Here is a 22,369-nt window from a genome sequence, read left to right on the forward strand (position 1 = left end):
GACACCGGCGAACGCGGTATGAAAGGCGAATAAGACATCGCTAGTCCATGAAGTCGTCGTCGTAATGTTCCTGCAGGTTCTCGAACCGCGTGAGATGCGACAGGAAGGCCGTGCGTGCCGTGCCGAGCGGGCCGTTGCGCTGCTTGCCGATGATGATCTCGGCCACGCCCTTGTCCTCGGTGTTCTCGTTATAGACCTCGTCGCGGTACACGAACATGATGACGTCCGCGTCCTGCTCGATGCCGCCGGATTCGCGCAGGTCGGACATGCGCGGGCGCTTGTTGTCGCGCTGCTCGACCTGGCGGTTGAGCTGTGACAACGCGATCACCGGCACATTGAGCTCCTTGGCCATGGCCTTGAGCTGTCGAGAGATTTCGGAAATCTCGTTGGTGCGGTTTTCCTTGGTGCCCGGCACCTGCATGAGCTGCAGATAATCGACCACGACCAGACCGATATCGTGCTCACGTTTCAGGCGACGCGCGCGGGCGCGCATCTCGGACGGCGACAGTCCGGCGGAATCATCGATGAACAGGCGGGCGTTCTCGTTCATGATGCCGATGGCGGACGTGATCTTGGGCCAGTCGTCCTCGGTCAACCGGCCGGAACGCAGCCGGGTCTGATCCACCCGGCCCCAGGACGAGATCATGCGGATCACAAGCTGTTCCGCCGGCATTTCCAGCGAGAACACCGCAACCGGCACCTTCTCCTTGATGGCGATGTTCTCGACGATGTTCATCGCCAGCGACGTCTTGCCCATGGACGGGCGCCCGGCCAGGATCAGCAGGTCCGCAGCCTGCAGCCCGTTGGTCATCTTGTCGAATTCGATCAGCCCGGTCGGCACCCCCGAGAACGAGCCCTCGTGAGCCACCAGCTCCTCGATGCGATTGACCGCCTTGGTCAGCAGCGAATTGAGCCCCTGCGGGCCTTCGCTGCCCTTGCGACCCTGTTCGGCGATCTTGAAGATTTCCTGCTCGGCGACGCCCAGCACTTCCTCGGCGGTCTGGCCGGCCGGCTCGAACGCGGTCGAGGTGATGGTGTCGCCCGCGCGGATGAGCTGGCGCATGACCGAGCGCTCGCGCACGATCTCGGCATAGGCCTTGATGTTCGCCGCGCTGGGAATATCCGCCGCGAGATTACCGATATAGGTCGCGCCGCCGGCCTTGTCGAGCAGGCCGTTGTTACGCAGCCATTCGGTCAGCGTGACCAGGTCGCGCGGCTGGTTGGTGTCGGCCAGATCCGCCAGGCCGCGGTACAGGAGTCGGTGATCCTCGCGATAGAAATCGTTTTCGCTGATCGTCCCGGCGATGTCGTCCCAGGCTTTTTCGGACAGCAGCAAACCGCCGATCACCGATTGTTCGGCTTCGATGGAATGCGGGGGCAGCTTGGCTTCGGCCATGGGCGCGTGGCGTTCGTGGGTACGGGCGGCTCGCGCAGTTTACGCAAGCCGCGAGCCAAAAAAAAACGCCGCCCGAAGGCGGCGTTCATCGCGATCGGCAGAACCGTTGATTTACGGCTCTTCGCGCTCTCCGATCGGCGCATCGGCCTCGCTGGCCGAGGCATCGGCCGGCTCGCCGGCATCCTCGACGCGCTCGCCCTCGACCTCTTCGGCCGTAGCGTCTTCTTCGGTGTTCTCGCTGATGCGCGTGGGCATGTTGATGCCCATATCGGTCTGCTGCGCGACCACGATCTCGATTTCGCAGACCACTTCGGCGTGCAGCGTCAGCTCGGCATTGTAGTAGCCGACCTGACGGATGGTGCCCTCGGTCAGCGTGACCTCGCGCGGATCCAGCTCGTGGCCTTCCTCGGCGACGACATGCGCAATCTCCTGCGGGCCGACCGAGCCGAACAGCTTGCCTTCATCACTGGCGCGCATGGCGATGGTGAAGCTCTTGTTGCGCAACTGATTGGCCCGCAGCTTGGCGCGATCCTCGCGCTCCTGCGAGGCTGCCTGCAACTCGGCCCGACGCTCTTCGAACACGGCCAGGTTGTTCCCGGTCGCCGGCAGGGCCATGCCCCGCGGGAAGAGATAGTTGCGGCCGTAGCCGGCACGCACCGAGACGGTGTCGCCGAGGTCGCCCAGATTGCGGATTTTCTGTAGCAGAATGACGTCCACTTGAGCGCCTCCTTACGACGAATGACGGTCGGTATACGGCAGCAGCGCGAGGAATCGCGCACGCTTGACCGCGGTCGACAACTGACGCTGATAACGCGCCGCGGTGCCGGTGATACGGCTGGGTACGATCTTGCCGGTTTCGGTGACGTACTGCTTGAGGGTCTCGATGTCCTTGTAATCGATCTCCTCGACACCTTCAGCAGTGAACTTGCAGAAACGGCGACGGCGGAAAAAACGGGCCATGGGTGTGCTCCTTTAGCTGGCGGCCGGGGCCTTGCGGTCCTCGGACTTGCGATCGTCCGACTTCTCGGCGTTCTTGGCCAAGGGGGACGGATCGACGTCGGCCTTGTGACGGGCGATGACAAGATGACGCAGCACGGCGTCGTTGAACCGGAACAGGTCTTCCAGTTCCTCGCGCGCGGACTGCGAGCATTCCACGTTCAGCAGCACGTAGTGCGCCTTGTGGATCTTGGTGATCGGATAGGCCAGCTGGCGGCGGCCCCAGTCCTCGTGGCGATGCACCTTGCCGCCGTCGTTTTCGACGACGCCGCGGTACTTCTCCACCATGGCCGGCACCTGTTCGCTCTGGTCCGGGTGGACCAGGAACACGATTTCATAATGTCGCATGATGTGTCCTTTCGGTTGAAAGCCCCCGGCGGTCGCCGTGGAGCAAGGAATCGCGACCCGTCGGCCGCGAGGCGCGCGATTGTAGTCGCTTGCCCGGGCACATGCAATGTCAACCGCCGCTAACGACGCCGGCGTACGGTCTCGAACAACGCAACCCCGGTGGCCACCGACACGTTCAGGCTTTCCATACCGGCCGCCATGGGGATGGCAACGAGAAGGTCGCAGTGTCTAGCAGTCAGCTCGCGAATACCCTTGGCTTCGCCGCCGGCCACCCACACCACCGGGCTCGGCAAATCGGCTTCGTAGAGCGATGTATCCGCCGTACCATCGAGACCCACCACCCAAAAGCCCTCGTCCTGCAGCCGCTTGAGCGCCCGCGACAAATTCGTGACCGGCACGAACGGCACCCGCTCGGCGGCCCCGGCCGCCACCTTGCGTACGGACGCCGTGAGCCCCGCCGCCCGTTTGCGTGGTGCAATCACCGCGGTCACACCGGCCGCGGCCGCGCTGCGCAGACAGGCCCCGAGGTTGTGCGGGTCCTGAACCTGGTCGAGTGCCAGAACCCAGGGATTGCCCGCGCCACGCAGCAAGCCCGGCAGCTCGGATTCCCGATATTCGCGCGGCGGTGCCACCTCGGCCACGCAGCCCTGGTGGCGTACGTCCGGCAACCATCCGTCCAGCCGTGACATGGGCGCGGTGTCGACCGGAACATCGAGAGCGACGGCGCGCGCTGCCAGTTCTTCGGCGCGACCGCTGCGCCGGCCTTCGGCAAGCCACAGCCGGCGTATCGGCCGGCCGGATTCCAGAGCCGAGACCACGGCGTGAAAGCCGCCAATCCATTCGTTGTCCGTGGGCTGCTCGCTCATCGGTCCAGTCTCGCCTGCATCCATTAAAAAAGCCCGGCAGCGCCGGGCTGTGCGATACCCTGCCCGGCCGAATCAGCCGTTGCCATTGCCGGTGTTTTCATACCTGGGATTGCCAAGATCCGGCGGCGCGCTGAAGGCGGCCTTTTCGTTGCCCTTGACGATCGGCTTGATCACGATCGCCACGCGTCGATTCTTGGCCCGGCCCGCGGCTGTGGCATTCGATGCCACCGGCTCGGACTCGCCGCGCGCCCAGGTCAGTACGCGCTGCGAGTTCACGCCGCGGCTTTCCAGAAACTGTGCGACCGCATCGGCACGTTCCTTGGACAGCTTGAGGTTGTGCTGCTTGCTACCGGTGCTGTCGGTGAACCCGACCACATGGATCGCGGTCTTTTTATAGTTCTTGAGCACACTGGCAATGCTGTTGAAGGTGTTCTGTGCGTTCGGATTCAGGGTGGCGCTGTCGACGGCGAACGATGCATCGCTGGCCACGCCGATCTTGAGCGTGTCCTGGTTCAACCGTTGGATATTGAGCTCGTTGCGCGCCCTCTGAGCGGCCAGCTTCTTGTTCAGTTCCTGCTGCTGCTTATCCATGTAATGGCCGATGCCGCCGCCCGCCAATGCGCCCAACGCGGCGCCGATCGCCGCATTCGTACCCGAACTGTCACCGAGCTGGGACCCGAGCAAGCCACCCGCGACGGCACCGATACCGCCGCCGATCTCGGCACGGCGATTCGGATTGTTGGCACAGGCACTCAGACCCAGCGCCGCGGCAACGGCCAGGGCAATGACAATAGAACTCTTGTGGCGCGACATGACGGTATTTCCAATACAAATTGACAGGAAGCGGCGGCCCAACGATCAGGAGCGTTTCGGTCGACGCTTGTTCGACCGCGATTTAGCCCCGCCGTTTCCACCGCGCGGCGATTTCTTGCGGCTGCGACCGCCCGCGGGCTGGTCGTCATCGCGGTCGACCGGTTCGAAATCGATCTTGCGCTCGTCCAGGTCGACGCGGGCGACCTTGACCTTCATCTTGTCGGCCAGGCGATAGACCCGCCCCGAGCGTTCGCCGCGCAGGCAGCGCGACTGGGCATCGAAATGATAGAAGTCGCTCGATAACGACGATACATGCACCAGGCCGGTGGCGGAAATGCCGTCGAGTTCGACGAACAGGCCGAAACCGGTGACGCCGGTCACGGTGCCGTCGAATGTCTGGCCAAGCGAATCGCGCATGTATTCGCACTTGAGCCAATCGTCGACATCGCGGGTTGCATCGTCCGCGCGCTGCTCGGCCTCGGAACAGATCTGGCCCAGCCGCTCCATGGCCGCCAGATCGTAATCGAAGTTCTTCGGCGTGCCGCGCTTTTCCAGGTGCTTGATCGCACGATGAACCAGCAGATCCGGATAGCGCCGAATCGGCGACGTGAAGTGCGCATAGTATTCGAGCGCCAGCCCGAAGTGGCCGTCGTTGTGCGGCGAATAAACCGCGCGCTGCAGACTGCGCAGCATCACCGTCTGGATGAGGTGCCTGTCCGGACGGCCCTGCACCTGTTCGAGCAGGCGGGCGTAATCCGCAGCATCCGGGTCATTGCCGCCCGGCAACGCCAGGCCGCGTTCGGCCAGAAACGAGCGCAGATCGTCGAGCGCGCCGGCCGCCGGGCCGGCGTGTACACGATACGGCAGCGGCATCTTCTTCTTCGTGAGATAGGTTGCCGTGGCCACGTTGGCCGCGATCATGCACTCCTCGATAATACGGTGCGCGACATTGCGCTCGGCCGGCACGATGCGCGCGATCTTGCGATCTTCGTTGAAGATGATGCGCGTGGCCTGGGTCTCGAACTCGATCGCCCCCCGTTCGCGCCGCTGCTGCAACATCGACTCGTAAAGCCCGTGCAGATCGTTCAGCGGCTTCTTCAAATCCCGATAACGCGACGGCAGGTTCTCCGGGTTGTCCAGCCAATCGGCGACCTGTTCGTACAGCAGGCGCGCGTGGGATCGGATCACCGCCGAATAGAATTTCGACGACTTCAGCTGGCCGGCGCGATCCAGCCGCATCTCGCACACCACGGCCAGCCGGTCCACCTCCGGATTCAGCGAACACAACCCGTTGGACAGCGCCTCGGGCAGCATCGGCACGACATGATCCGGGAAATACACGGAGGTCGCCCGGCGCTGGGCTTCGGCATCAAGCGCCGAATCCTTGTCGACATAATGCGAGACGTCCGCGATCGCGACCCAGAGCTTGAAGCCGCGCTGGGTCTTGCGGGCGTAGACCGCATCGTCGAAATCGCGTGCATCGGCGCCATCGATCGTCACGAACGGCTGATCGCGCAGGTCGACACGCCCCTTCTTGTCCGCCTCGGCCACTTGGTCGCCGCAGGCACGCGCCTGTTCGAGCGCTTCCGACGGCCATTCATGGGGAATCCCGTGCGACCGGATGGCAATGTCGATCTCCATGCCCGGCGCCATGCGATCGCCCAGCACCTCGACCACTTCACCCACCGGCTGGCCGCGCTTGGACGGCGGCTGCGTGATACGCACGGTCACGATCTGCTCGTTCTGCGCGTCCCCACGGGCCTTGGCCGGCACGCGAATTTCGTGGCCGATGCGCGCATTGTCCGGCACCACGTGATACATGCCATTGTCTTCGACGAATCGCCCGATGACGGTGTCGTTCGCCCGTTCGAGCACCTCGGCGACCCGGCCTTCGCGCCGGCCGCGCGCGTCCCGCCCGGTCACATGCACCACGGCACGGTCGCCATGCATCACCTGACGCATCTGGCGGGGGCTCAGGAACACGTCGTCGCCTTCGGCATCGTCGGGGATGAGAAAGCCGAAGCCATCGCGATGCCCCTGAACGCGGCCCCGCACCAGGTCCATCTTGTCGATCGGCCCGAGCGCGCCGCGGCGGTTTTCCAGCAGCTGGCCGTCGCGCAGCATGGCGCGCAGACGGTGATCGAATGCCTCGGCGGCATCACCGACCAGGGCGTAGTAGTCGGTGAGCTCGGCACGCGTCATCGGCCGGCCTTCCGTGGCCAGGTCATCCAGTACGAGCTGTCGGCTGGGCACGGGCTGGGCGTAGCTGCCCTGCTCGGCCGAGAACTGCGGATCGCGGTCGCGCCAATCGTTCACGGGGCGTTTCTTTTCACTCAAAATATATCTCCATAAGCGCCCACGATACCGCAAAGGCCCAACCGCAGAAATCGTTATTGACAAACCCCGACACGGCGCCTAAATTACGCGCTCCTCAGCCGAGGTGGCGGAATTGGTAGACGCGCTAGCTTCAGGTGCTAGTGAGCTAACGCTCGTGGAGGTTCAAGTCCTCTCCTCGGCACCAGACACAAGATCAAGCCGCTGATTTTTCAGCGGCTTTTCTTTTGCCTGGCGTTTACGGCCGACGTCTCGGGCGCGCCTTGCGTGTCGCGGTCGGCGGCGGCCGATAACGGTAGCGATAGCCTGCCCGGCAGATCGCGCCGCGCGGATCGCTTGCGCCTGCCCACGGCTCGTAGCTTCCGCCCCGCAACCCGCCCCATCGCCGCCCGATGTTGCCCGGGGGTGCACGTACGCCAAGACCGATCTCGATTTCCGGCGTTGCCGGCCAACGACAACGTGCACGCGCCCATGCCCCCCTTGATCGTCGAGTACGGCCTTCTGAATCCGGCGCCGGCAGTGTGGCGCCGCCACCGACCCGAACGCGCGCTCGCCCATGCCGCGGCCGGCGGGCAAGCCGGCCCTTGAATCGGGCCGGTTTGCACGCACTTCAGCGCTATCACTCCTGCGGACGCCGTGCCGATGATCACCCGGCCGACCGGAACCTTGTCATGAACCACGGCGATCCGACCCAGGGCGCGCTGGCGTTGCTGTTTGTGAATGTGTTCGCCGAGCAGATGGGCGTGCCGGTGCCTTCCTACCCGGCGTTGCTCGTGGCCGGATCGCTGGCGTCACCGACGTTCGGCGATGCCGGCTATCTGGCGGTGGTCTGGCTGGTCGCCATGATCGCCTGTGAGCTGGCCGACAGCCTCTGGTACGGCGTCGGCCGTCGTTACGGGCACTGGTCAATGGCGCAGGTATGCCGCGTGTCGCTCGAGCCGGATACCTGCATCCGAAAAAACCGCAATCTTTACCTGCGCGTCGGGCCGAAGCTGCTGATCGTGGCCAAGATCGTGCCCGGGCTGGGGGCCTTGTGCACACTCATGGCCGGGGCAACGCGCACCCGGTATCTGACGTTCCTGTTGTTCGACGGCATCGGCTCCGCGGTCTGGGTGAGCTCCGGGCTCGTGCTGGGCATCATCTTCCAGCGCGCCATCCTGGCGACCCTGGCATGGCTTGAGACCTATGTGATCCAGGGGGCTTTCATCATCGCCGCGGCGCTGTTTGTATTCATTGGGTGGAAGGTGTGGCGACGGCACCGGTTCCTGCAACAAAGCCGTCTGATCCCGCGCGTGAATATCGATGAGTTGCGGGCGATGCAGGCCGACACGCCGCAGCTGCGGATCGTGGATGTGCGCGAGCCCAGCGTGGTGGCGCACTCCATTCCCGGCGCCATCCCGATTCCACTGGATGCGCCGGTCGGGCGGTCCATGCCGGGCAACACCGACGCCGACACCCCGATCGTGGTGTTCTGCGCCTGTCCCAACGAAGTATCGGCGGCCCTGGTCGCACTCAGGCTGCAGGCCGCCGGCTATCACAATACCTACGCCTTGCTGGGCGGGTTCGAGGCCTGGCAGGAAAGCGTCGGTACCACCGAGCCCGTTCGCGCCTGCGCCGTGCAGCCCGACCCCGCGCATTAGCGCCTGTGGCCGGCTCTCGCGGCGCCACGTTGCCGCGCTGAAGCCCGTCCGCCCGGGCGTCGTGCGCTTCCACACACGGCGAAAAAACACCGCAAGCGTCAGGCTCCTACGGCTTGATCGTTGCCGCCGCCAGGCCGGGCACCGTTTACAATCATATTGTTGTCACTTCACGCGCGCCGCACCGACGGCGTGAAACGGCAACCGGTCCGACGGGAATATACGCACAGAAAAGGATTGGAAATGGCCGGGCGACCCACTGCCTTACGACGATCGGTCCAGTCGACGGCCGAACGCTTGGACCCCCCGATGACCGGGTCGGACAGTCTGGAAGCACTCTGTCGCCCGTTGCTCGATCTGCTGCAACGCATCAGCGGCCTGGACTCGGTCTATCTCACCGAAATCGACTGGGCGCAGCAGCGACAACGGATCCGCTTCGCCCACAACCACGGTCAAAACCGGGTCACCGAGGGGTTCAATCTGCCCTGGCGGGATACGCTGTGTCGCCGCGCCCTGGACGAGGGCATTCGCCTGGAAACCAACGTGCCGCGGCGCTGGCCCGATTCTGCCGCGGCGCGCGAACTCGGCATCAAGACCTATGTCAGCACGCCGGTGCGTCTCGGCGACGACGTACTCGGCACACTCTGCGGGATCAGCGCCGAGTCGCACGAGGTGCCGGCACAGGTTCTCGATGTGATGACAATGTTCGCACGGCTGCTGGCCGACCAGATCGGGCGCGAACGCGCCGCCGCATTGGAATGGAGCCGTGCCCGCGCGGCCGAACGTACCGCGACCCTGTTCGCTGCCCTGTCGGACATTGGCCACATCTGTTCGCGCGCCCGCATACTCGAGCCCGCCCTGCACCAGAGCGCGGTGCGTTTGCGGGCGCTCGAGCCGGGCGCCGAGATCGACGTCATCATCCCGGCCGATGTCGCGGCGCCGACGGCCGAAGCCATGTGCGACTGGGCGCGACGGTGCTGCCACGGGGATCACACCACCGACGGCGCGGGCTGGTGGCGCCGCGGCACCTGGAACTGGGCGGCCTGTGACACCGAGACGTTCATCGGCCCGGACTGCGACAGTGTCGGGTTGGCCAGCGCGCTGTATGAAGGCGATTTTCGTGGCGGGCTGTTGATCCGCATGCGCGACACCGTGTTCGATGATCACACCATGCGCCAGGCCATGCAGGGCCTCACACTGCATCTGTCGCTGCTCGCCACGCGCGAGCATCTGGATACCCATTTGCGGCGCGCCTACGAGGCACTCGAGCGACAAAGCCTTTGCGACCCCCTGACCGGCCTGCCGAATCGCCGCTGTCTGGAGCGCGACTCGGATCGGCTCGATGCCGTGGTGCGTCGGCGCGGCGGGCATGCCTGCGTGGTGTTCATCGACCTCGACGGGTTCAAGGCACTCAATGATCGGCACGGGCACGACATGGGCGATCGCTTCCTGATCGATTTCGGACGACGTCTTGCCGAGGCCACGCGCACCGATGAGACCTGTGCCCGTTACGGCGGTGACGAGTTTGTGGTGCTTGCGCATCTCGATGCCGCGGACGACGCCGAGCCCATGCGGCAACGGCTGGCGGCGCGGCTGGCCGGGCAGTTTCGCCTCAATGGCATCGATATCGACTATCCCGGCCCCAGCATCGGCATTGCCGTCCAGCAGGATCGCCAGGAATCGGTCGCCGATCTCGTGGCCCGGGCCGATCGATTAATGTATCGGGAAAAAAAGGCGCGTCGGGGCAACGGCGGGCCGACCGCTTCGTGACCGATACCGCGATCAACGCGACCCGCGTGCGCGCACGGCGCCGGCATCGCGCGCAACCGCCGGTTCGACAGGCGCATGATGAGCAGGCCAGTACGCACGCCGGGGCGATAAAGCGATCGCCGAGCAGGCCGGCCGGTCGTGGCCCGGCACGCGCCTACCGGCCGCCGCGGGTATCGGCGTGACGCGAAGCGCTCGACTCGAACCGCGCCTTCTGTTCGGCGCTCGCCTCAAGCTGGTAGCGGTCCTTCCACTCGGTGTAGGGCATGCCGTAGACCCGTTCGCGCGCCTGCTCGTAGTCCATGGCCACGCCCCGTCGCTCGGCTTCGGCGCGATACCATTTCGCCAGACAGTTGCGGCAGAAGCCGGCCAGATTCATCAGATCGATATTCTGCACGTCGGTTCGCTGGCCCAGATGCGCGATCAGATCGCGGAACGCCGCGGCCTCGACTTCAATACGGGTCTGTTCGTCCACGAAAACACCTCATCGGTTGGCTGAAGGCATGCGCGTGCGGGCGCCGTCCGGCGCCGCCGCGACACTATATCGAGCGCGAAGCGGCCGGCGCGGGCGGCTCGCGATAGCTGATCGTACGCTGCGGAAATGGTATTTCCACCCCTTCGGCATCGAAGCGCTGCTTGATGCTTTTCAACAGATCGCAGCGCATCACGAAGCCCGTAGCCGGGTCGTTCGCCCAAGGCCAGACCTTGAGCATGACTGCTGAATCGCCGAGTGCGGTCACGCGGGCGACCACCAGCGGCTCACCGGCCTGGACCTGCGCCGGCGTGCGGGCATCGATATGCAATCGATGGCCCGCCACCTCGGCAATCATGATCGCCAGCGCGGTATCAATGTCGCTGGCGTAGCCGATGCCGATCTCGATCGGCGTGCATACCCGGGGATCAGTATGATGCGAATTCACCAGCGCATTGCCGCTCACGACGGCATTAGGGATCACGATACGATTGTTTTCCGGGTCGCAAAGGACGATCTGGCGCAGGTTCATGTCCTCAACGGTACCGGTCATGCCGTTCACCGTGATGCGATCGTGCAACCGGAACGGCTTGAATATCACGATCAGCACACCGCTCATGATGTTGCTCAAAACCTGCTGCGATGCCAGGCCCGCCACCAGGGTGAGTACGCCGGCGCCGGCCAGCATCGAATGGCCCAGCACCTCCAACTTCGGAATCTGGGCCAGCGCACAGCCGATACCCACCACGTACAGCCCGCCGGATACGATGCGCTTGGCGAACAGCAGGCTGGTCGGATCGTAGTGGTCGTGCTGGCTAGCGTGGCGAATCGCCCGCGTGGCCAGAAACCGCACGATGCCGGTCACGAGTACGGTGAGCAGTAGAATCACGGACACGGCGATCAGCGTGCGCGTGCTACCCGCAAGATAAGCAATGAGCATGGTTTCGTATCACCCCGGCGGACACTGCGGATACAACAAAACGCCTTTCAGGCCGACGCGCCGACCGCACGAGCGCGTCCGATCGCCCGCGTAAACGCGTCCACCGTATACGACATCAAGATGCTCGAAGGCGGCCGGCGCCTGGTTGAGCGCCTGCACGGGGCCGGCCGCCTGGATCGCGAACCCGAGCCTATCTGCGACGAACAGCACCGGCCGGCCTCATCGCGCTGACCATCGCCGGCTCGCTATCGTAGCCGATATTTTCGTGCACATCGGACAACACCGGCCCGCGTGCCCGCATTCAGCCACGGACGCCGGCGGCGTCCTGCCCTGCCGGTCGCGCCTGGCCAGATCATCCCGATCCGGCCCGACCGGCATGCCACCGGCGGTCAGCCGGCTGTGATCGTTCTGCCGCGGGCCGCAGTCCGTCGACAGCAACGCCTCAACTCGTCTGCGAGCCGCCGCCGGTATAGCGATCGAAATGCGCGAGGCACTCGTCGAAATGGTCTTCGAACATCTTGCGGTACTGCGAGGTGAAGTAGTTCACGGCATTCTCGCGTTCCGCCTTCATCTGCTCGGCATCTTCCGACGTCGCCGCCACCTGAAAGGCATTGAAGCGCGCCGTGGCGTACATCACCGAGGCGCTCACCTGGCCGGTGGGCGCTTCGTTGGCCTGCCGGTTCAGCAAGTCGATCACGGCGTCGGCGCGCGCGCGAAACGCCGGCGAAAGGCTCTGTCCACTCATGCGGTCATCCCGTTGAATCGGTTATAGAGCGCGCAGGATATCGAATTCGTCGCTCACGATCCCAGGCCGGGCGGCGCAAGGCCGACCCGGTCACGACCGTGACGCTGCCCGCACGGCTTCGGCGAGCGCCCGCACCGTCAGCGGCGCACTGCCTTCGGCCTTGTTGTTGATCGTCACATAGGCGGGCTGCCCCGCGCCGACCGTGCCGGCGATCACGCGTGCGAGCGCGGCGCGCGTGTCGGTATCCGGGTCGACCAGCGCGTCGAACGGCGCGTAGTCGTTGCGCGCCTTCTCATAGCCGAATGCGCCGTGCTTGAGATTCAGGTTCCAGCGGCACACCAGCGGGCCCGGCCACAACGCCCGCAGGATCGGCAACTGTGTCGCGATCGGGGGCATCTTCGGATGCAGGCCCAGGCAATACGTCGCCCCCGTGCTCTTGAGCACCTCGACAAACGCCGGCCGCAACCATTCCGGGTTGCGCACCTCCACCGCGACAACCACAGCCGGCGCGTCGTTCGAAGCCGTTCCGGCGAGTCGCAACATGCCGTCCAGCCGGTCGATGAGGCGCTCGATCCCGCCGAGCCAGCGCCCCGGCAGCGGGCTGATCTGGAACACCAGCGCGCCCAGCTTGTCGCCGAGCCCGCGACTTGCGGGCGCAACATACGTGCGCCAGGCCACATCGGCATCCAGAAAATCCGGATTGGCCGCCCGGCCCTTGCCGCCGGACGCGCGGATCAACGCATCCGTAACCCGCGCCGGTGCCTTGACCACGAAACGAAACGTATCCGGAACCTGTTCGGCATACGCGGCGTACTGCGCGACGGTCAACGGACGGTAGAAGCCACGATCGAGGCTCACGGTCCGAAACAACGGATGCTGCGCATAAGCGGCCAGCCCCGCCTGCGACAACTGCTTCGCCGTGTACAGCCGGTCCCAGACCCGGCCGGCCCAGCCCGGGAAATGCCAGGACGACGTACCCAGCCGCAGCCGTGACGGCAATTCGGCCGCCAGTGCCCGGGTGGCGGCATCCGGCGCGGCGGGCTGCACGCCCGGTTCGAGCGCCATGTCGTCGTCGAACAACCCGCCACTTCGCGGCGCGGCGCCTTGGGATTCGGCCACCATCGGTCAACCATCGGGGCAAGCGGATCGAGCCATTCTGTCGCATGCGGCAAACGAGGTGCAGCGCTTTCGCGTGGCCGGGCTGGAAATACATGCCCGGGAGCACGCTCGTTGCCGGCATTTTCGAATACGCGGCCCGCTCCGGCCTGTTGCAACGGGCGCTTACATGCGCTCCGGTGACTTGAGCGACGCCGGGCCCAACACCTGCGCCGCCTCGCGCAGTCTTTGCCGGCGCTCTTCCAGCGCACGCCTGGCTTCCCGCAACTGGCAACCTTGCCATGCCGCGCTCCGCCCCCTGCGATGTCGAGCCATGCTCGTGACCTCCCGCAATCCCTGCGATCGAATAGGCACGTTTCGCACCAATGCAGGCCCTGCGCGCGCGACACGCGCCACGTCGACCCGATCCATTGGGCTGTTATCGGCCGTACCAACGCAACCTAAACCGCGACTCGACGCGCATCCAGCCATCGCTCGATATGCCCGGCGACTTCCGTCGGCGCCTCCAGCGGGAGCAGATGGCCGACGGCAGGCAGTTCATGCACCTCAGGCTCCGGCAGAAACGGCACCAGCCGATCGGCCAGAACGGCCGCGGGGTCCACAAGGTCGCACTCACCGGCGACAACCAGTGTGGGTACATCGATACGTCGTGTCGTCGCAGTGATATCCTCGAGCATCGCGACGGCAGGCCACGCGGCCCTGGCGTCGGGCTGACCGGCCAGGCAGTCGGCGATAGCGCGCTCGCGCATCGCCCCCTCGAGTGCCGTCGCGGTCAGCACCTGATCGAGCGTTCGCTCGACGCTCGCAGGCGTGTCATAGGCCGATTGCATGGCGAGACGCCCGGATTCCGGCACCGTCATGGGCAGCGCGGGGGACGGCGCCACCAGCACCAGTGCCGACAACCAGGCCGGGCGCTGGCCGGCGAGGTACTGCGCGACCTTGCCGCCCATGGAATGGCCCACCAGTACCACATCGTCGAGCGCAAGCGCGGTGATCATCTCGCCGACCGCGGTCGCCAGATGCGCCACCCGATAGCCGTAGCGCGACGGCCCGGAACGGCCCCAGCCGGGCAAGTCGGGCGAGAGACAACGGTAACGGCCGGCGAGCGCGCTCGCCACCTCGGTCCAGGTGCGGCCGGAACCGCCCCAATAGTGAAGAAATACGAGCGTGCGAGGCCCATCACCCTGGTCAGTAACGTGCAGAACGGCACTGTTGGTTTGGATCATCATGGCATCCCCTCCCGGGTATTGGTGAAGTCGCCAGCCTGCAGACAATCGCGGCACGATAGAATGAGACCCACAAGAAACACCGTCGATCGTCAAACGATCGACTGCTATGCATGGACCGATTGCGACAAATCGAAGTCTTCATTGCCGCCGTCGAACACGGCAGCATCGCGGCGGCCGGCAGAGCGCTGGGCCTGTCGCCGGCCATGGCCGGCAAGTATCTCAGCGTGCTCGAATCCAGACTTGAGACGCGACTGCTGCATCGCAGCACGCGCGCACTGTCGCTAACCGAGGCCGGCCGACGCTACCTGGCGGCATCCAAACAGATCGTCGACACCCTGGCCGCAGCGAATGCCCAGGCCCGCGGCGGCCACAGCGAGCTTGCCGGGGACATCCGGCTCGGCCTGCCGCGTGTCTTCGGCACCATCAGACTGGCGCCGATACTGGCCGCGTTCTGCCGCCGCCATCCGCAGATCACCCTCGACCTGCACACGGACGAGCGCTATGCCGATCTCGTCGATGGCCGGCTGGACCTCGCCGTGCGCATCGGGCAGCTGCCAGACTCAGCCTTGCATGCGCGCCATATCGGCCCCATTCGCATGGGGCTGGGTTGTGCGCCCGGATTGCTCGCCGCGCACGAGCGCCACGACCTGGCGCAAATCCGCCGATTACCGCGGCTTGTATTTTCGGAAGCCCGTTCGCCCGGCGACTGGATGGTTCGTGACAGCGACGATCGAGCGTACCCGATCGACGGCCCGACGCTGATGCGCTCGGACGACATCGGCCATCTGGTGGAGGCCGCCGCCGATGGCCTCGGCGTGGTGTACGCACCGAGGTTCGCCCTCGACGCATCGTTCGATGCCGGCCGGCTTGTGCCGTTGCTGGACGACCATCGCATGGCCGATCTCGACCTGCAGATCGTCTACACCCATCGCCACCACCAACCGGCGCGAATGCGCGCCCTGATCGATCATCTGGTGGCCTGTCTGCGCGATCCGCCGGACGGTCGCGTTCGCGCGGGCTCGTGCCCGGCAACACCGGCTCGCACCGTGGCACACCACTGAATTTCGTGTCGGACCCGAAGCGGCAATGCACCGGCTCTGGCAAGACGGCGAACGACCACAACGCCGCATGGCGCGGCGTATCGGCATGATATGAACATGCCAAGAGCCACGTTATGCCGTGCCTGCCCACAGCCCTGTCGAACCTGGCCGCGCGCGGTAGACTAGCCCCATAAATCGCACCCATTGCGCCGTTTGAGCTTCAATTTCACCGCGCTCCGGGCCATTGGCTGGCCATTCGAAGGCTGGCCGCCATCCGGCGACTGGAAGCCCGTCATCGCCGCGCATCCCGGAAGCCGTCCGGCGCGCGTGATCGAGCAGCATCGCTCCGGCTACATCGTTGCCGAGCACAGCGGTCGCGGGTTCCGTGTCGAATCGCTGCCCGAGTGGCAGCGGCCGCGCCTGGCGCCGGACGCACGCCCCGCGGTGGGCGATTGGCTGCTGATCGACGGCGAAGCCGAACACCATGCAAAAGCCGTGGCGCTGCTGCCGCGCCGCAGTACGATCAAGCGCGCGGCGGCCGGTGAGCATTATGGTCAGCAGGTGATTGCCGCCAATATCGATACGGTATTCATCGTCTGCGGTCTGGACGGCGACTTCAACCCGCGCCGTATCGAGCGTTACCTGTTGTTGGTACGCGGCGGCGCACAGCCGGTTGTCGTGCTGACCAAGGCCGATACCCAGGACGGCGTGGACGGTGCGAACACCACACGGGCACGCGCGTTGGCCCGCGAACTCGACGCCCAGGGCGTGCCCGTTTATGCCGTCAACGCCAGACAACGCGACAGCGTGGCCGTATTGCAGCGTTGGCTTACGCCGGGACAAACGGCCGTGGTCGTGGGCAGTTCCGGCGCCGGCAAGTCCACGCTGACCAACACGTTGCTCGAACGCGAATACATGAAGACCGGCACGGTCCGGGCGCGTGATGCCCGGGGTCGCCATACCACGACGCACCGCGCGTTGATCGCCCTGCCTTCGGGCGGCTGCCTGATCGACACGCCGGGGATGCGTGAACTCAAGCCGACCGGCGACGAAGACCTCGCCGAAACCAGCTTCGCCGACCTGAACGCACTGGCCGAGCAGTGCCGGTTCCGAAATTGCCAGCACCAGCAGGAACCCGGCTGCGCCCTGCGTGCGGCAGTGGTCGTCGGCACCATCGACCCGGCCCGCCTGGAAAACTATCTAAAGCTGCACGGCGAGATCACCGGCGCCGCCGACCGGCAATCGCGCCAGGCCAGCACCCAAGCCAAGAGCCAGTCCAGGCCCGCGAAACGACGGCCCAAATCCGCCCCCCGGCGACGTTGATCGCGGTCGGCGCCTCCGGAAACCGCTTCGAATGCGTTGCGCGGCCACGGGCTTTTCGCGGCTTCAGGATCTGTAGACAGGGGCCCCGGACAGGATGCATGCCGCTGCAGTCCGGCTGATCGAGCCGCGGATGTCACCGATGGCACGTTTTTGAAGACACACGCCGACGCTATTCCCCGACCAATCCATTCATTGCCAGAGCGGGTCACCCGGGCCCGCCCGCTTCTGCGGCATGAGCGGCGAAAACCGCGCTTGTGCCAACGTGAGCGCCATGGCCGCGCACGGCACGATAACTTCCACGTTCAGCGCGCGGCGCCGGCACAAACGCCCGCAAGGAATTCCAGCGGATTGCCATCGCCGGCGCGCAGCCGGCCCGGGAAGCCATCCTCCCGGCACTCGGGACAATCGCCGTCGGCCGTTTCCCGATAATCGCCGGTCCAGGCGCAGTCGAGACAGAACAGGACCTCGTCGGCCGCGCGGTCTGCATGTCCGGCAGCAACCGCCTGTCGGGCATAGCGATTCATCAGCCCGACAGCACGGCGCCGCGCCATCAACCCATGACTCGGCCGCAACATCTCGATGGCGCGCGCGAGCGGGCTTTGCGTGCTCAGCCGTCCGTTACGCTGCAGCAGGGCGAAATCGACACAACAACAGGCCAGTTCACGCTGGATGAGTTCGCTCGCCCGACGTTCACCCTCGGTCTGCCCGAGGCATTCACGATCGCCTGGGTGCTCTGTATTTTCGATTGTCACGACGGTCCCTCGAGTTGCACCGCGATAACGGACCTGTTCCGGCGTATCCACCATTTGCGGTTATCCCGCGTCGCGGCGATATTTCCAGCGGCACCGGCATCGGTGCCCGCAGGCGCACAATGGCAGACTAGATCAACAATGTTGGCCAATTATTAGCGCCCATTGCCATAACACGCCACGCCACGCTGCCACCCGCTTAACGGCACGGTCACATGTGGCTCGGCCGGCGGCCAGCGCCATTCCCGTGTGATGCGGCCACGCGCGCCACGCCAACTCACCGCCGCTCACCGGATATTGGTCGTTTTCAGCGTCAGCCGCTATGGTAACGGCAATTGGTTAAATTTTCGCCTCCTCGTGAATAAAGTCTTGTTCGGATGCAAGCCCGTATACCGGCTGCAACCGATATCAGGCAGCGCGACCGATATATTTAGCCAGTAAGTCGGGGCCGGGAAATGAATCATCCAGACCTATGGCATTTCGAGCCAGCGCTCGATCGCGCGACCCACCGCTGGGATGGCGATGAAGTCCGGTTCACGCGCGCCGAACGGGCGCTGCTCGGGGTATTTTTTTCCCGACCGGGTTCGGTGCTGGCTCGCGATACCCTGCTCGATGCAATCTCCGGCCTGGAGTGCGAGGCTACCGACCGTAGTGTCGATTTCATCGTCCACTGCCTGCGGAAAAAACTCGCCGACTCGGCGCGCGACCCACTGTATATCGCCACCCGGTACGGCGAAGGCTACGTATGGATCGGCCCGTCGGCGCCGGCCGAACGCCCTGCCGCCGGCGCATTCATCGTTGTCGGCCCGGTGCATGGGCTGAAGTTCGCCGAAAACCTGAACGACCGGGGCTGGGCCTTCGCGGTAGCACTCGCCCACCGCCTTGACCGACTGACCCCGGATGAGCGCGCCGTAGTCCTGGATGCGGACTGCCCGAGTGGCGAACAATTCAGCGGCGACCCGCCACGTTTCGCTGTCGACCTGAGCTTCGTGAAAACCACCGCACGGGGGCTGGACTGCGTGTACCGCCTGCGGTCGTTCGGCACGCCGGTGCCGATCGCAGCCGATCGTCTGACGATCACGCCCGATTGGAGCGGTATCGAAGCCATCGAAGCCCGCGCGGCGCAACTGGCCATACGGATCACCGGCGCGATATGGGCCAGTCTGCAGGTCGGCGGGCCAGGGCCTGCCTGTTCGGCATTGGGGCCATTACCGGTCAGCCTGCATGCCGCCTCGCGGGTCATGGCGGTCGGCTGCGAAACCTGGGAAGACGCCGCCCGGCGACTGCGGCGACGGCTGCGCGAGAACCCGGCGGACCACGCCGCACGGATTGCGCTGGCGACGACGCTGCACAGCCGGTACGTCCTGGCCGGTGTCGACCTGTTGATGACGGCCGACGAACGCGACGAAAACGACGCCGAGATCCAGAGCCTGGTCAACCAGGCCCTGCCCCATTTAGCGGCCGACGCCAGCCACACCTTCACCGCGGCCAAGCTGCTTTACTTTGCGGATAAGAACAACCGCGAACAGGCACTGTCGATCGCCGCCCATGCGCTCGAAACCACGGCCGCGCTCGCGGCCGGCTTCACGGTATGGGCGCAACTGCAGATGTGGGAGGGCGAACTCGACCGCGCGCTGCAGTTCTATGATCAGGCCCTGGAACTGAGCGATCACGGCACCAGCTTTCATATCTATCTGCTGGTTCTCAAGAGCCAGGCCGCGATGGCGCTGGACCCGGGCGGTGCCGCAGTGGTCGACGAGCTGTACAGCGTGAAACCGGCCACCCGCGACGAGCTGGGGCTGTTCCTCGCACCCACCGCGCGCATCGACTTGAGTCCACAGATCGAGGCCACCATGGCGGCGATGGATCGAGACCGCGCCCGGGCTTCACTACGCTTCATGCACTATGTCACCGCGCGTCACTTCCGCGACCCGGCTCACCGCCGGCATGTCATGCGCCGTCCGGTGGCACTCCTTGTCCCACGCTTTGGCAGCGACATCGTCCCTGCGGACATTCGCGACGACACATCGCTGGCTGGCCCGCCCGGCCCCGGAACACCTTGAGCCCGTTGCAATCGTTTGTATTGACACGGCCGCCGGCAGCCGCGGCAACTCATGGCCCGGGCCGCCACGGTGCGTGGCACCATCCCGATGAGGACGTTAGCCGCGGCTGCTCACACCAAGCCGAAGCGCTGGAGTCCGACCTATCCCACGGTCCGCTGGATGGTTCGCAGTCGCAGGCAGCCAATATTCGCGACCACGGCCCGACCGAATGGGCGGAAAACCAGTCCGTCAACTCGATACCGACCTTCTCGCACCCCGGTCGCCCAATCGAAAAGCTTCCGGAACGATATACCAATCCACCGCCATCACGCCGCAACCCTTGTTCCGAACCGGTCCCTGATTAGCTGCGACACGCAGCGGGCTGATTATTAATCCGGCACCAAAACCGCTGACTTCATCAGCTGTTTTCAACGCCTTCAAAAATAAAAGCCGGCACCTGTCCCTCCTTTATTTTCCAAGGCTTCGCGACGACCGTCGAAACGCGGCCGCGCATCGATGGCGATGCCGTCCTGAATTCATTGGTTGTCGCGCGCGTACCGTGCGGGCGATATGCCGACATGGCGCGTAAAGGCGACGCTGAAGGTGCTGGCCGAGCTGTAGCCCACGCGCTCGGCAACCTGGGCGATGCGGCTATTGTTGCTGCCCAGCATCTGCCGGGCGAGCGCCATGCGCCACGCCAGCAGATACGCCATCGGAGCAAGCCCCACCGTCCGACGAAAGCGCTCGAAAAACGCCGAACGCGACAGCGCGGCCTGACTGGCCAGCTCGGCGACCGTCCAGGCGCGTCTGGGTTCGGCGTGCATGGCACGTATCGCGCCGGCCAGGCGAGCATCCGCGAGCCCGACCGCCAGACCCGGCGCAGCGGCCGTTTCGCCTGTGCCGCGCAGGGCTTCGATCAGCAGCACTTCGAGCAGCCGCGACAGCACCATGGCGCGCGCCGGCCGATCGGCGCGCGACTCCTCGCCCACGAGCTTGACCAGCATCGCGAGCCGCCGCTGCCCACGCACGTGCACGCGTTGCGGCAACAACGAAACCAGTAGTGCCGCATCCGGCGATTCAAAATCGCAATGGCCGAGCAGCAGGCGCAGATCGGGTGCCGCATCCGCCGCGCCAAGCCGGAATATCCCTTCGTCGAGCGCCACCGGCGAGTTCGTGCCATCGAGTAGCGGCGGCGGCTGGCTGGACGCGACGATGTCGCGCGCCGATGGCGCCAGGAGGAAATCGCCGGCCATGAGATGAATCGGCGCCCCGCTGTCGGGCGAAGCCAGACATTCGCCTTCCAGCACAACGCAATAGAACAGATCGCCCGGATCGCTGCGATGCACGCGCCACGGTCCGGCGCCTACGATCAACTTGGAAAACCGCATGCTGGGCTGCAGCAGCGATACCACCTCGGCCAGGGGATCGATCAAGACCGGACGCTCGCGAATGAAATTCGGATTCTGGATTGTAGCGAGTGCGGACGGTCGCGCCTATCGTGAGCCACTCAGCGTTTGACTTGCAGGAGTTCTCATGAAGACGGTTCTGATCACCGGTTGCTCGTCCGGTTTCGGCCTCGAAACCGCGCGTTATTTTCTCGACCGCGACTGGCACGTCATCGCCACCATGCGCACGCCGCGCGCCGAGGTGCTGCCGACATCCCCGCGCCTGCAGGTTCTCGCGCTCGACGTCACCGATCCAGCCAGCGTAGCCGCGGCCGTCGAGGCCGCCGGTGCGATCGACGTGCTGGTCAACAACGCCGGCGTGGGCGCGGCCGCGCCGTTCGAGTTGACCGAGCCGGCCCTGGCGCGGGCGTTGTTCGAAACCAACACCATCGGCGCCATGGCGATGTGCCAGGCCCTGCTGCCGCAGTTCCGCGCGCGGGGTGCCGGCACTATCGTCAACGTCACCTCGACCGTGACCCTCAAGGCGCTGCCGCTGCTGTCCCTGTATACGGCCAGCAAGGCGGCCGTGAATGCGTTCACGGCCTGCATGGCCATCGAACTGGCACCGTTCGGCATCGCGGTCCGAACCGTGCTCCCCGGCCGCTCGCCCGAGACGCGCTTCGGCGAGAACGCTCATCGCCAGGGGCTGGACAGCCCCGACTACGCCGACCTGATCCAGCGAGCGGTCGCCGAAATAACCGACGCCAGCGGCCCGCTAACCCATGCCGCGGATGTAGCCGAGGCGGTATGGCGAGCGGCGACCGACGCGGCCGCCCCGTCGCGTATACCCGCAGGCAGAGATGCCGTCGAATTGGCCCGGGAGACAGGTATCTCAGCCCCCTAACGAAGACAGTTCGATTCAGGCACGGCCCGCGCAGTCGGCCGTGTTGCGCGGGCCTCGCCCGCCTCCCATGCGGCCGCATGACCGTCGCGGCATGCGGCCCTGGCGCACTATCGCGTTCGCAGGCCGCCCTCATCCATGGTCGGTCGTGCACATCGGTTGGTCGCGAGCGCGCATTACAGCGTTGCCCGCCACGGCATGAATGGGATTCTCGGCAACGCCGGCGCCCGGAATTCAGGATGTGCGGCACGGCCCCCGTCTTTTACCGCG

The 22,369-nt window shown here is 65.5% G+C and carries 20 protein-coding genes and 1 tRNA gene; 7 read left to right on the top strand and 14 right to left on the bottom strand.

Going from position 1 to position 22,369, the window contains the following annotated elements; genetic code table 11:
• Window positions 1-40: 40 nt before the first annotated feature.
• The 7 genes from dnaB to rnr form a co-directional block, all read right to left on the bottom strand.
• A complete protein-coding gene (gene dnaB / locus ACS8Y6_RS09545) occupies window positions 41-1,396 on the bottom strand; it encodes a replicative DNA helicase (protein WP_440850307.1) in 1,356 nt (451 codons plus the stop codon).
• 111 nt (window positions 1,397-1,507) lie between these two features.
• Window positions 1,508-2,113 (bottom strand): 50S ribosomal protein L9, encoded by a 606-nt coding sequence (rplI, locus tag ACS8Y6_RS09550; RefSeq protein ID WP_440855449.1) that lies wholly within the window; start codon window positions 2,111-2,113, stop codon window positions 1,508-1,510.
• Between the two features lie 12 nt (window positions 2,114-2,125).
• A complete protein-coding gene (gene rpsR / locus ACS8Y6_RS09555) occupies window positions 2,126-2,356 on the bottom strand; it encodes a 30S ribosomal protein S18 (RefSeq protein WP_006914321.1) in 231 nt (76 codons plus the stop codon).
• Window positions 2,357-2,368: 12 nt separating this feature from the next.
• Complete coding sequence (gene rpsF / locus ACS8Y6_RS09560) at window positions 2,369-2,740, bottom strand: 30S ribosomal protein S6 (protein ID WP_109994937.1); 372 nt, start codon at window positions 2,738-2,740, stop codon at window positions 2,369-2,371.
• A gap of 119 nt (window positions 2,741-2,859) precedes the next feature.
• Window positions 2,860-3,606, bottom strand: coding sequence for a 23S rRNA (guanosine(2251)-2'-O)-methyltransferase RlmB (gene rlmB, locus ACS8Y6_RS09565; protein WP_440850305.1), 747 nt, complete (start codon window positions 3,604-3,606; stop codon window positions 2,860-2,862).
• A gap of 72 nt (window positions 3,607-3,678) precedes the next feature.
• Window positions 3,679-4,419, bottom strand: coding sequence for an OmpA family protein (locus ACS8Y6_RS09570; protein ID WP_440850304.1), 741 nt, complete (start codon window positions 4,417-4,419; stop codon window positions 3,679-3,681).
• Between the two features lie 45 nt (window positions 4,420-4,464).
• Window positions 4,465-6,735: a ribonuclease R gene (gene rnr, locus ACS8Y6_RS09575; protein ID WP_440850303.1), complete on the bottom strand. Its 2,271-nt coding sequence runs from the start codon at window positions 6,733-6,735 to the stop codon at window positions 4,465-4,467.
• Between the two features lie 118 nt (window positions 6,736-6,853).
• Here rnr and ACS8Y6_RS09580 point away from each other — a divergent pair.
• From ACS8Y6_RS09580 to ACS8Y6_RS09590, 3 genes are all read left to right on the top strand, one after another.
• Window positions 6,854-6,940, top strand: a tRNA-Leu gene (locus ACS8Y6_RS09580).
• Between the two features lie 484 nt (window positions 6,941-7,424).
• The gene (locus tag ACS8Y6_RS09585; protein WP_440850302.1) at window positions 7,425-8,393 is read left to right on the top strand and encodes a rhodanese-like domain-containing protein; all 969 of its coding nucleotides are present in this window, start codon (window positions 7,425-7,427) and stop codon (window positions 8,391-8,393) included.
• A gap of 306 nt (window positions 8,394-8,699) precedes the next feature.
• Complete coding sequence (locus ACS8Y6_RS09590) at window positions 8,700-10,160, top strand: sensor domain-containing diguanylate cyclase (protein WP_440850301.1); 1,461 nt, start codon at window positions 8,700-8,702, stop codon at window positions 10,158-10,160.
• Between the two features lie 154 nt (window positions 10,161-10,314).
• Here ACS8Y6_RS09590 and ACS8Y6_RS09595 read toward each other — a convergent pair whose 3' ends face one another.
• The 5 genes from ACS8Y6_RS09595 to ACS8Y6_RS09615 all read right to left on the bottom strand — a co-directional run bounded on the left by ACS8Y6_RS09595 (window position 10,315) and on the right by ACS8Y6_RS09615 (window position 14,659).
• Window positions 10,315-10,632 carry a DUF1244 domain-containing protein gene (locus tag ACS8Y6_RS09595; protein WP_440850300.1) on the bottom strand — a complete coding sequence of 106 codons (318 nt, stop codon included), beginning with the start codon at window positions 10,630-10,632 and terminating at the stop codon, window positions 10,315-10,317.
• 64 nt (window positions 10,633-10,696) lie between these two features.
• Window positions 10,697-11,569 carry a mechanosensitive ion channel family protein gene (locus ACS8Y6_RS09600; protein WP_440855450.1) on the bottom strand — a complete coding sequence of 291 codons (873 nt, stop codon included), beginning with the start codon at window positions 11,567-11,569 and terminating at the stop codon, window positions 10,697-10,699.
• Window positions 11,570-12,011: 442 nt separating this feature from the next.
• The gene (locus ACS8Y6_RS09605; RefSeq protein WP_440850298.1) at window positions 12,012-12,314 is read right to left on the bottom strand and encodes a DUF3144 domain-containing protein; all 303 of its coding nucleotides are present in this window, start codon (window positions 12,312-12,314) and stop codon (window positions 12,012-12,014) included.
• Window positions 12,315-12,404: 90 nt separating this feature from the next.
• Entirely contained in the window at window positions 12,405-13,379 is a 975-nt protein-coding gene (locus ACS8Y6_RS09610) for a DUF72 domain-containing protein (RefSeq protein ID WP_440855469.1), read from the bottom strand.
• 491 nt (window positions 13,380-13,870) lie between these two features.
• Window positions 13,871-14,659 carry an alpha/beta fold hydrolase gene (locus tag ACS8Y6_RS09615; protein ID WP_440855451.1) on the bottom strand — a complete coding sequence of 263 codons (789 nt, stop codon included), beginning with the start codon at window positions 14,657-14,659 and terminating at the stop codon, window positions 13,871-13,873.
• A 110-nt stretch (window positions 14,660-14,769) separates the two neighbouring features.
• Between ACS8Y6_RS09615 and ACS8Y6_RS09620 the strand changes: the two genes are divergently transcribed.
• On the top strand, window positions 14,770-15,720 hold the full coding sequence (locus tag ACS8Y6_RS09620; protein WP_440850295.1) for a LysR substrate-binding domain-containing protein: 951 nt from the start codon (window positions 14,770-14,772) through the stop codon (window positions 15,718-15,720).
• Window positions 15,721-15,912: 192 nt separating this feature from the next.
• Window positions 15,913-17,022: a ribosome small subunit-dependent GTPase A gene (gene rsgA / locus ACS8Y6_RS09625; protein ID WP_440855452.1), complete on the top strand. Its 1,110-nt coding sequence runs from the start codon at window positions 15,913-15,915 to the stop codon at window positions 17,020-17,022.
• A gap of 302 nt (window positions 17,023-17,324) precedes the next feature.
• Here the strand turns inward: rsgA and ACS8Y6_RS09630 are convergent, their stop codons facing one another.
• Window positions 17,325-17,774, bottom strand: a complete 450-nt coding sequence (locus tag ACS8Y6_RS09630) for a hypothetical protein (protein ID WP_440855453.1) — start codon at window positions 17,772-17,774, stop codon at window positions 17,325-17,327.
• A gap of 452 nt (window positions 17,775-18,226) precedes the next feature.
• On the opposite strand from ACS8Y6_RS09630, the gene ACS8Y6_RS09635 reads away from it, so the two are divergent.
• Window positions 18,227-19,834, top strand: coding sequence for a winged helix-turn-helix domain-containing protein (locus tag ACS8Y6_RS09635; protein ID WP_440855454.1), 1,608 nt, complete (start codon window positions 18,227-18,229; stop codon window positions 19,832-19,834).
• A 515-nt stretch (window positions 19,835-20,349) separates the two neighbouring features.
• Here the strand turns inward: ACS8Y6_RS09635 and ACS8Y6_RS09640 are convergent.
• Window positions 20,350-21,246 (bottom strand): AraC family transcriptional regulator, encoded by an 897-nt coding sequence (locus ACS8Y6_RS09640; protein WP_440850291.1) that lies wholly within the window; start codon window positions 21,244-21,246, stop codon window positions 20,350-20,352.
• A 100-nt stretch (window positions 21,247-21,346) separates the two neighbouring features.
• On the opposite strand from ACS8Y6_RS09640, the gene ACS8Y6_RS09645 reads away from it, so the two are divergent.
• A complete protein-coding gene (locus ACS8Y6_RS09645) occupies window positions 21,347-22,102 on the top strand; it encodes an SDR family oxidoreductase (protein ID WP_440855455.1) in 756 nt (251 codons plus the stop codon).
• Window positions 22,103-22,369 lie beyond the last annotated feature (267 nt).

It is taken from the genome of Salinisphaera sp. RV14, from assembly GCF_052044135.1.
GTDB lineage: Bacteria > Pseudomonadota > Gammaproteobacteria > Nevskiales > Salinisphaeraceae > Salinisphaera.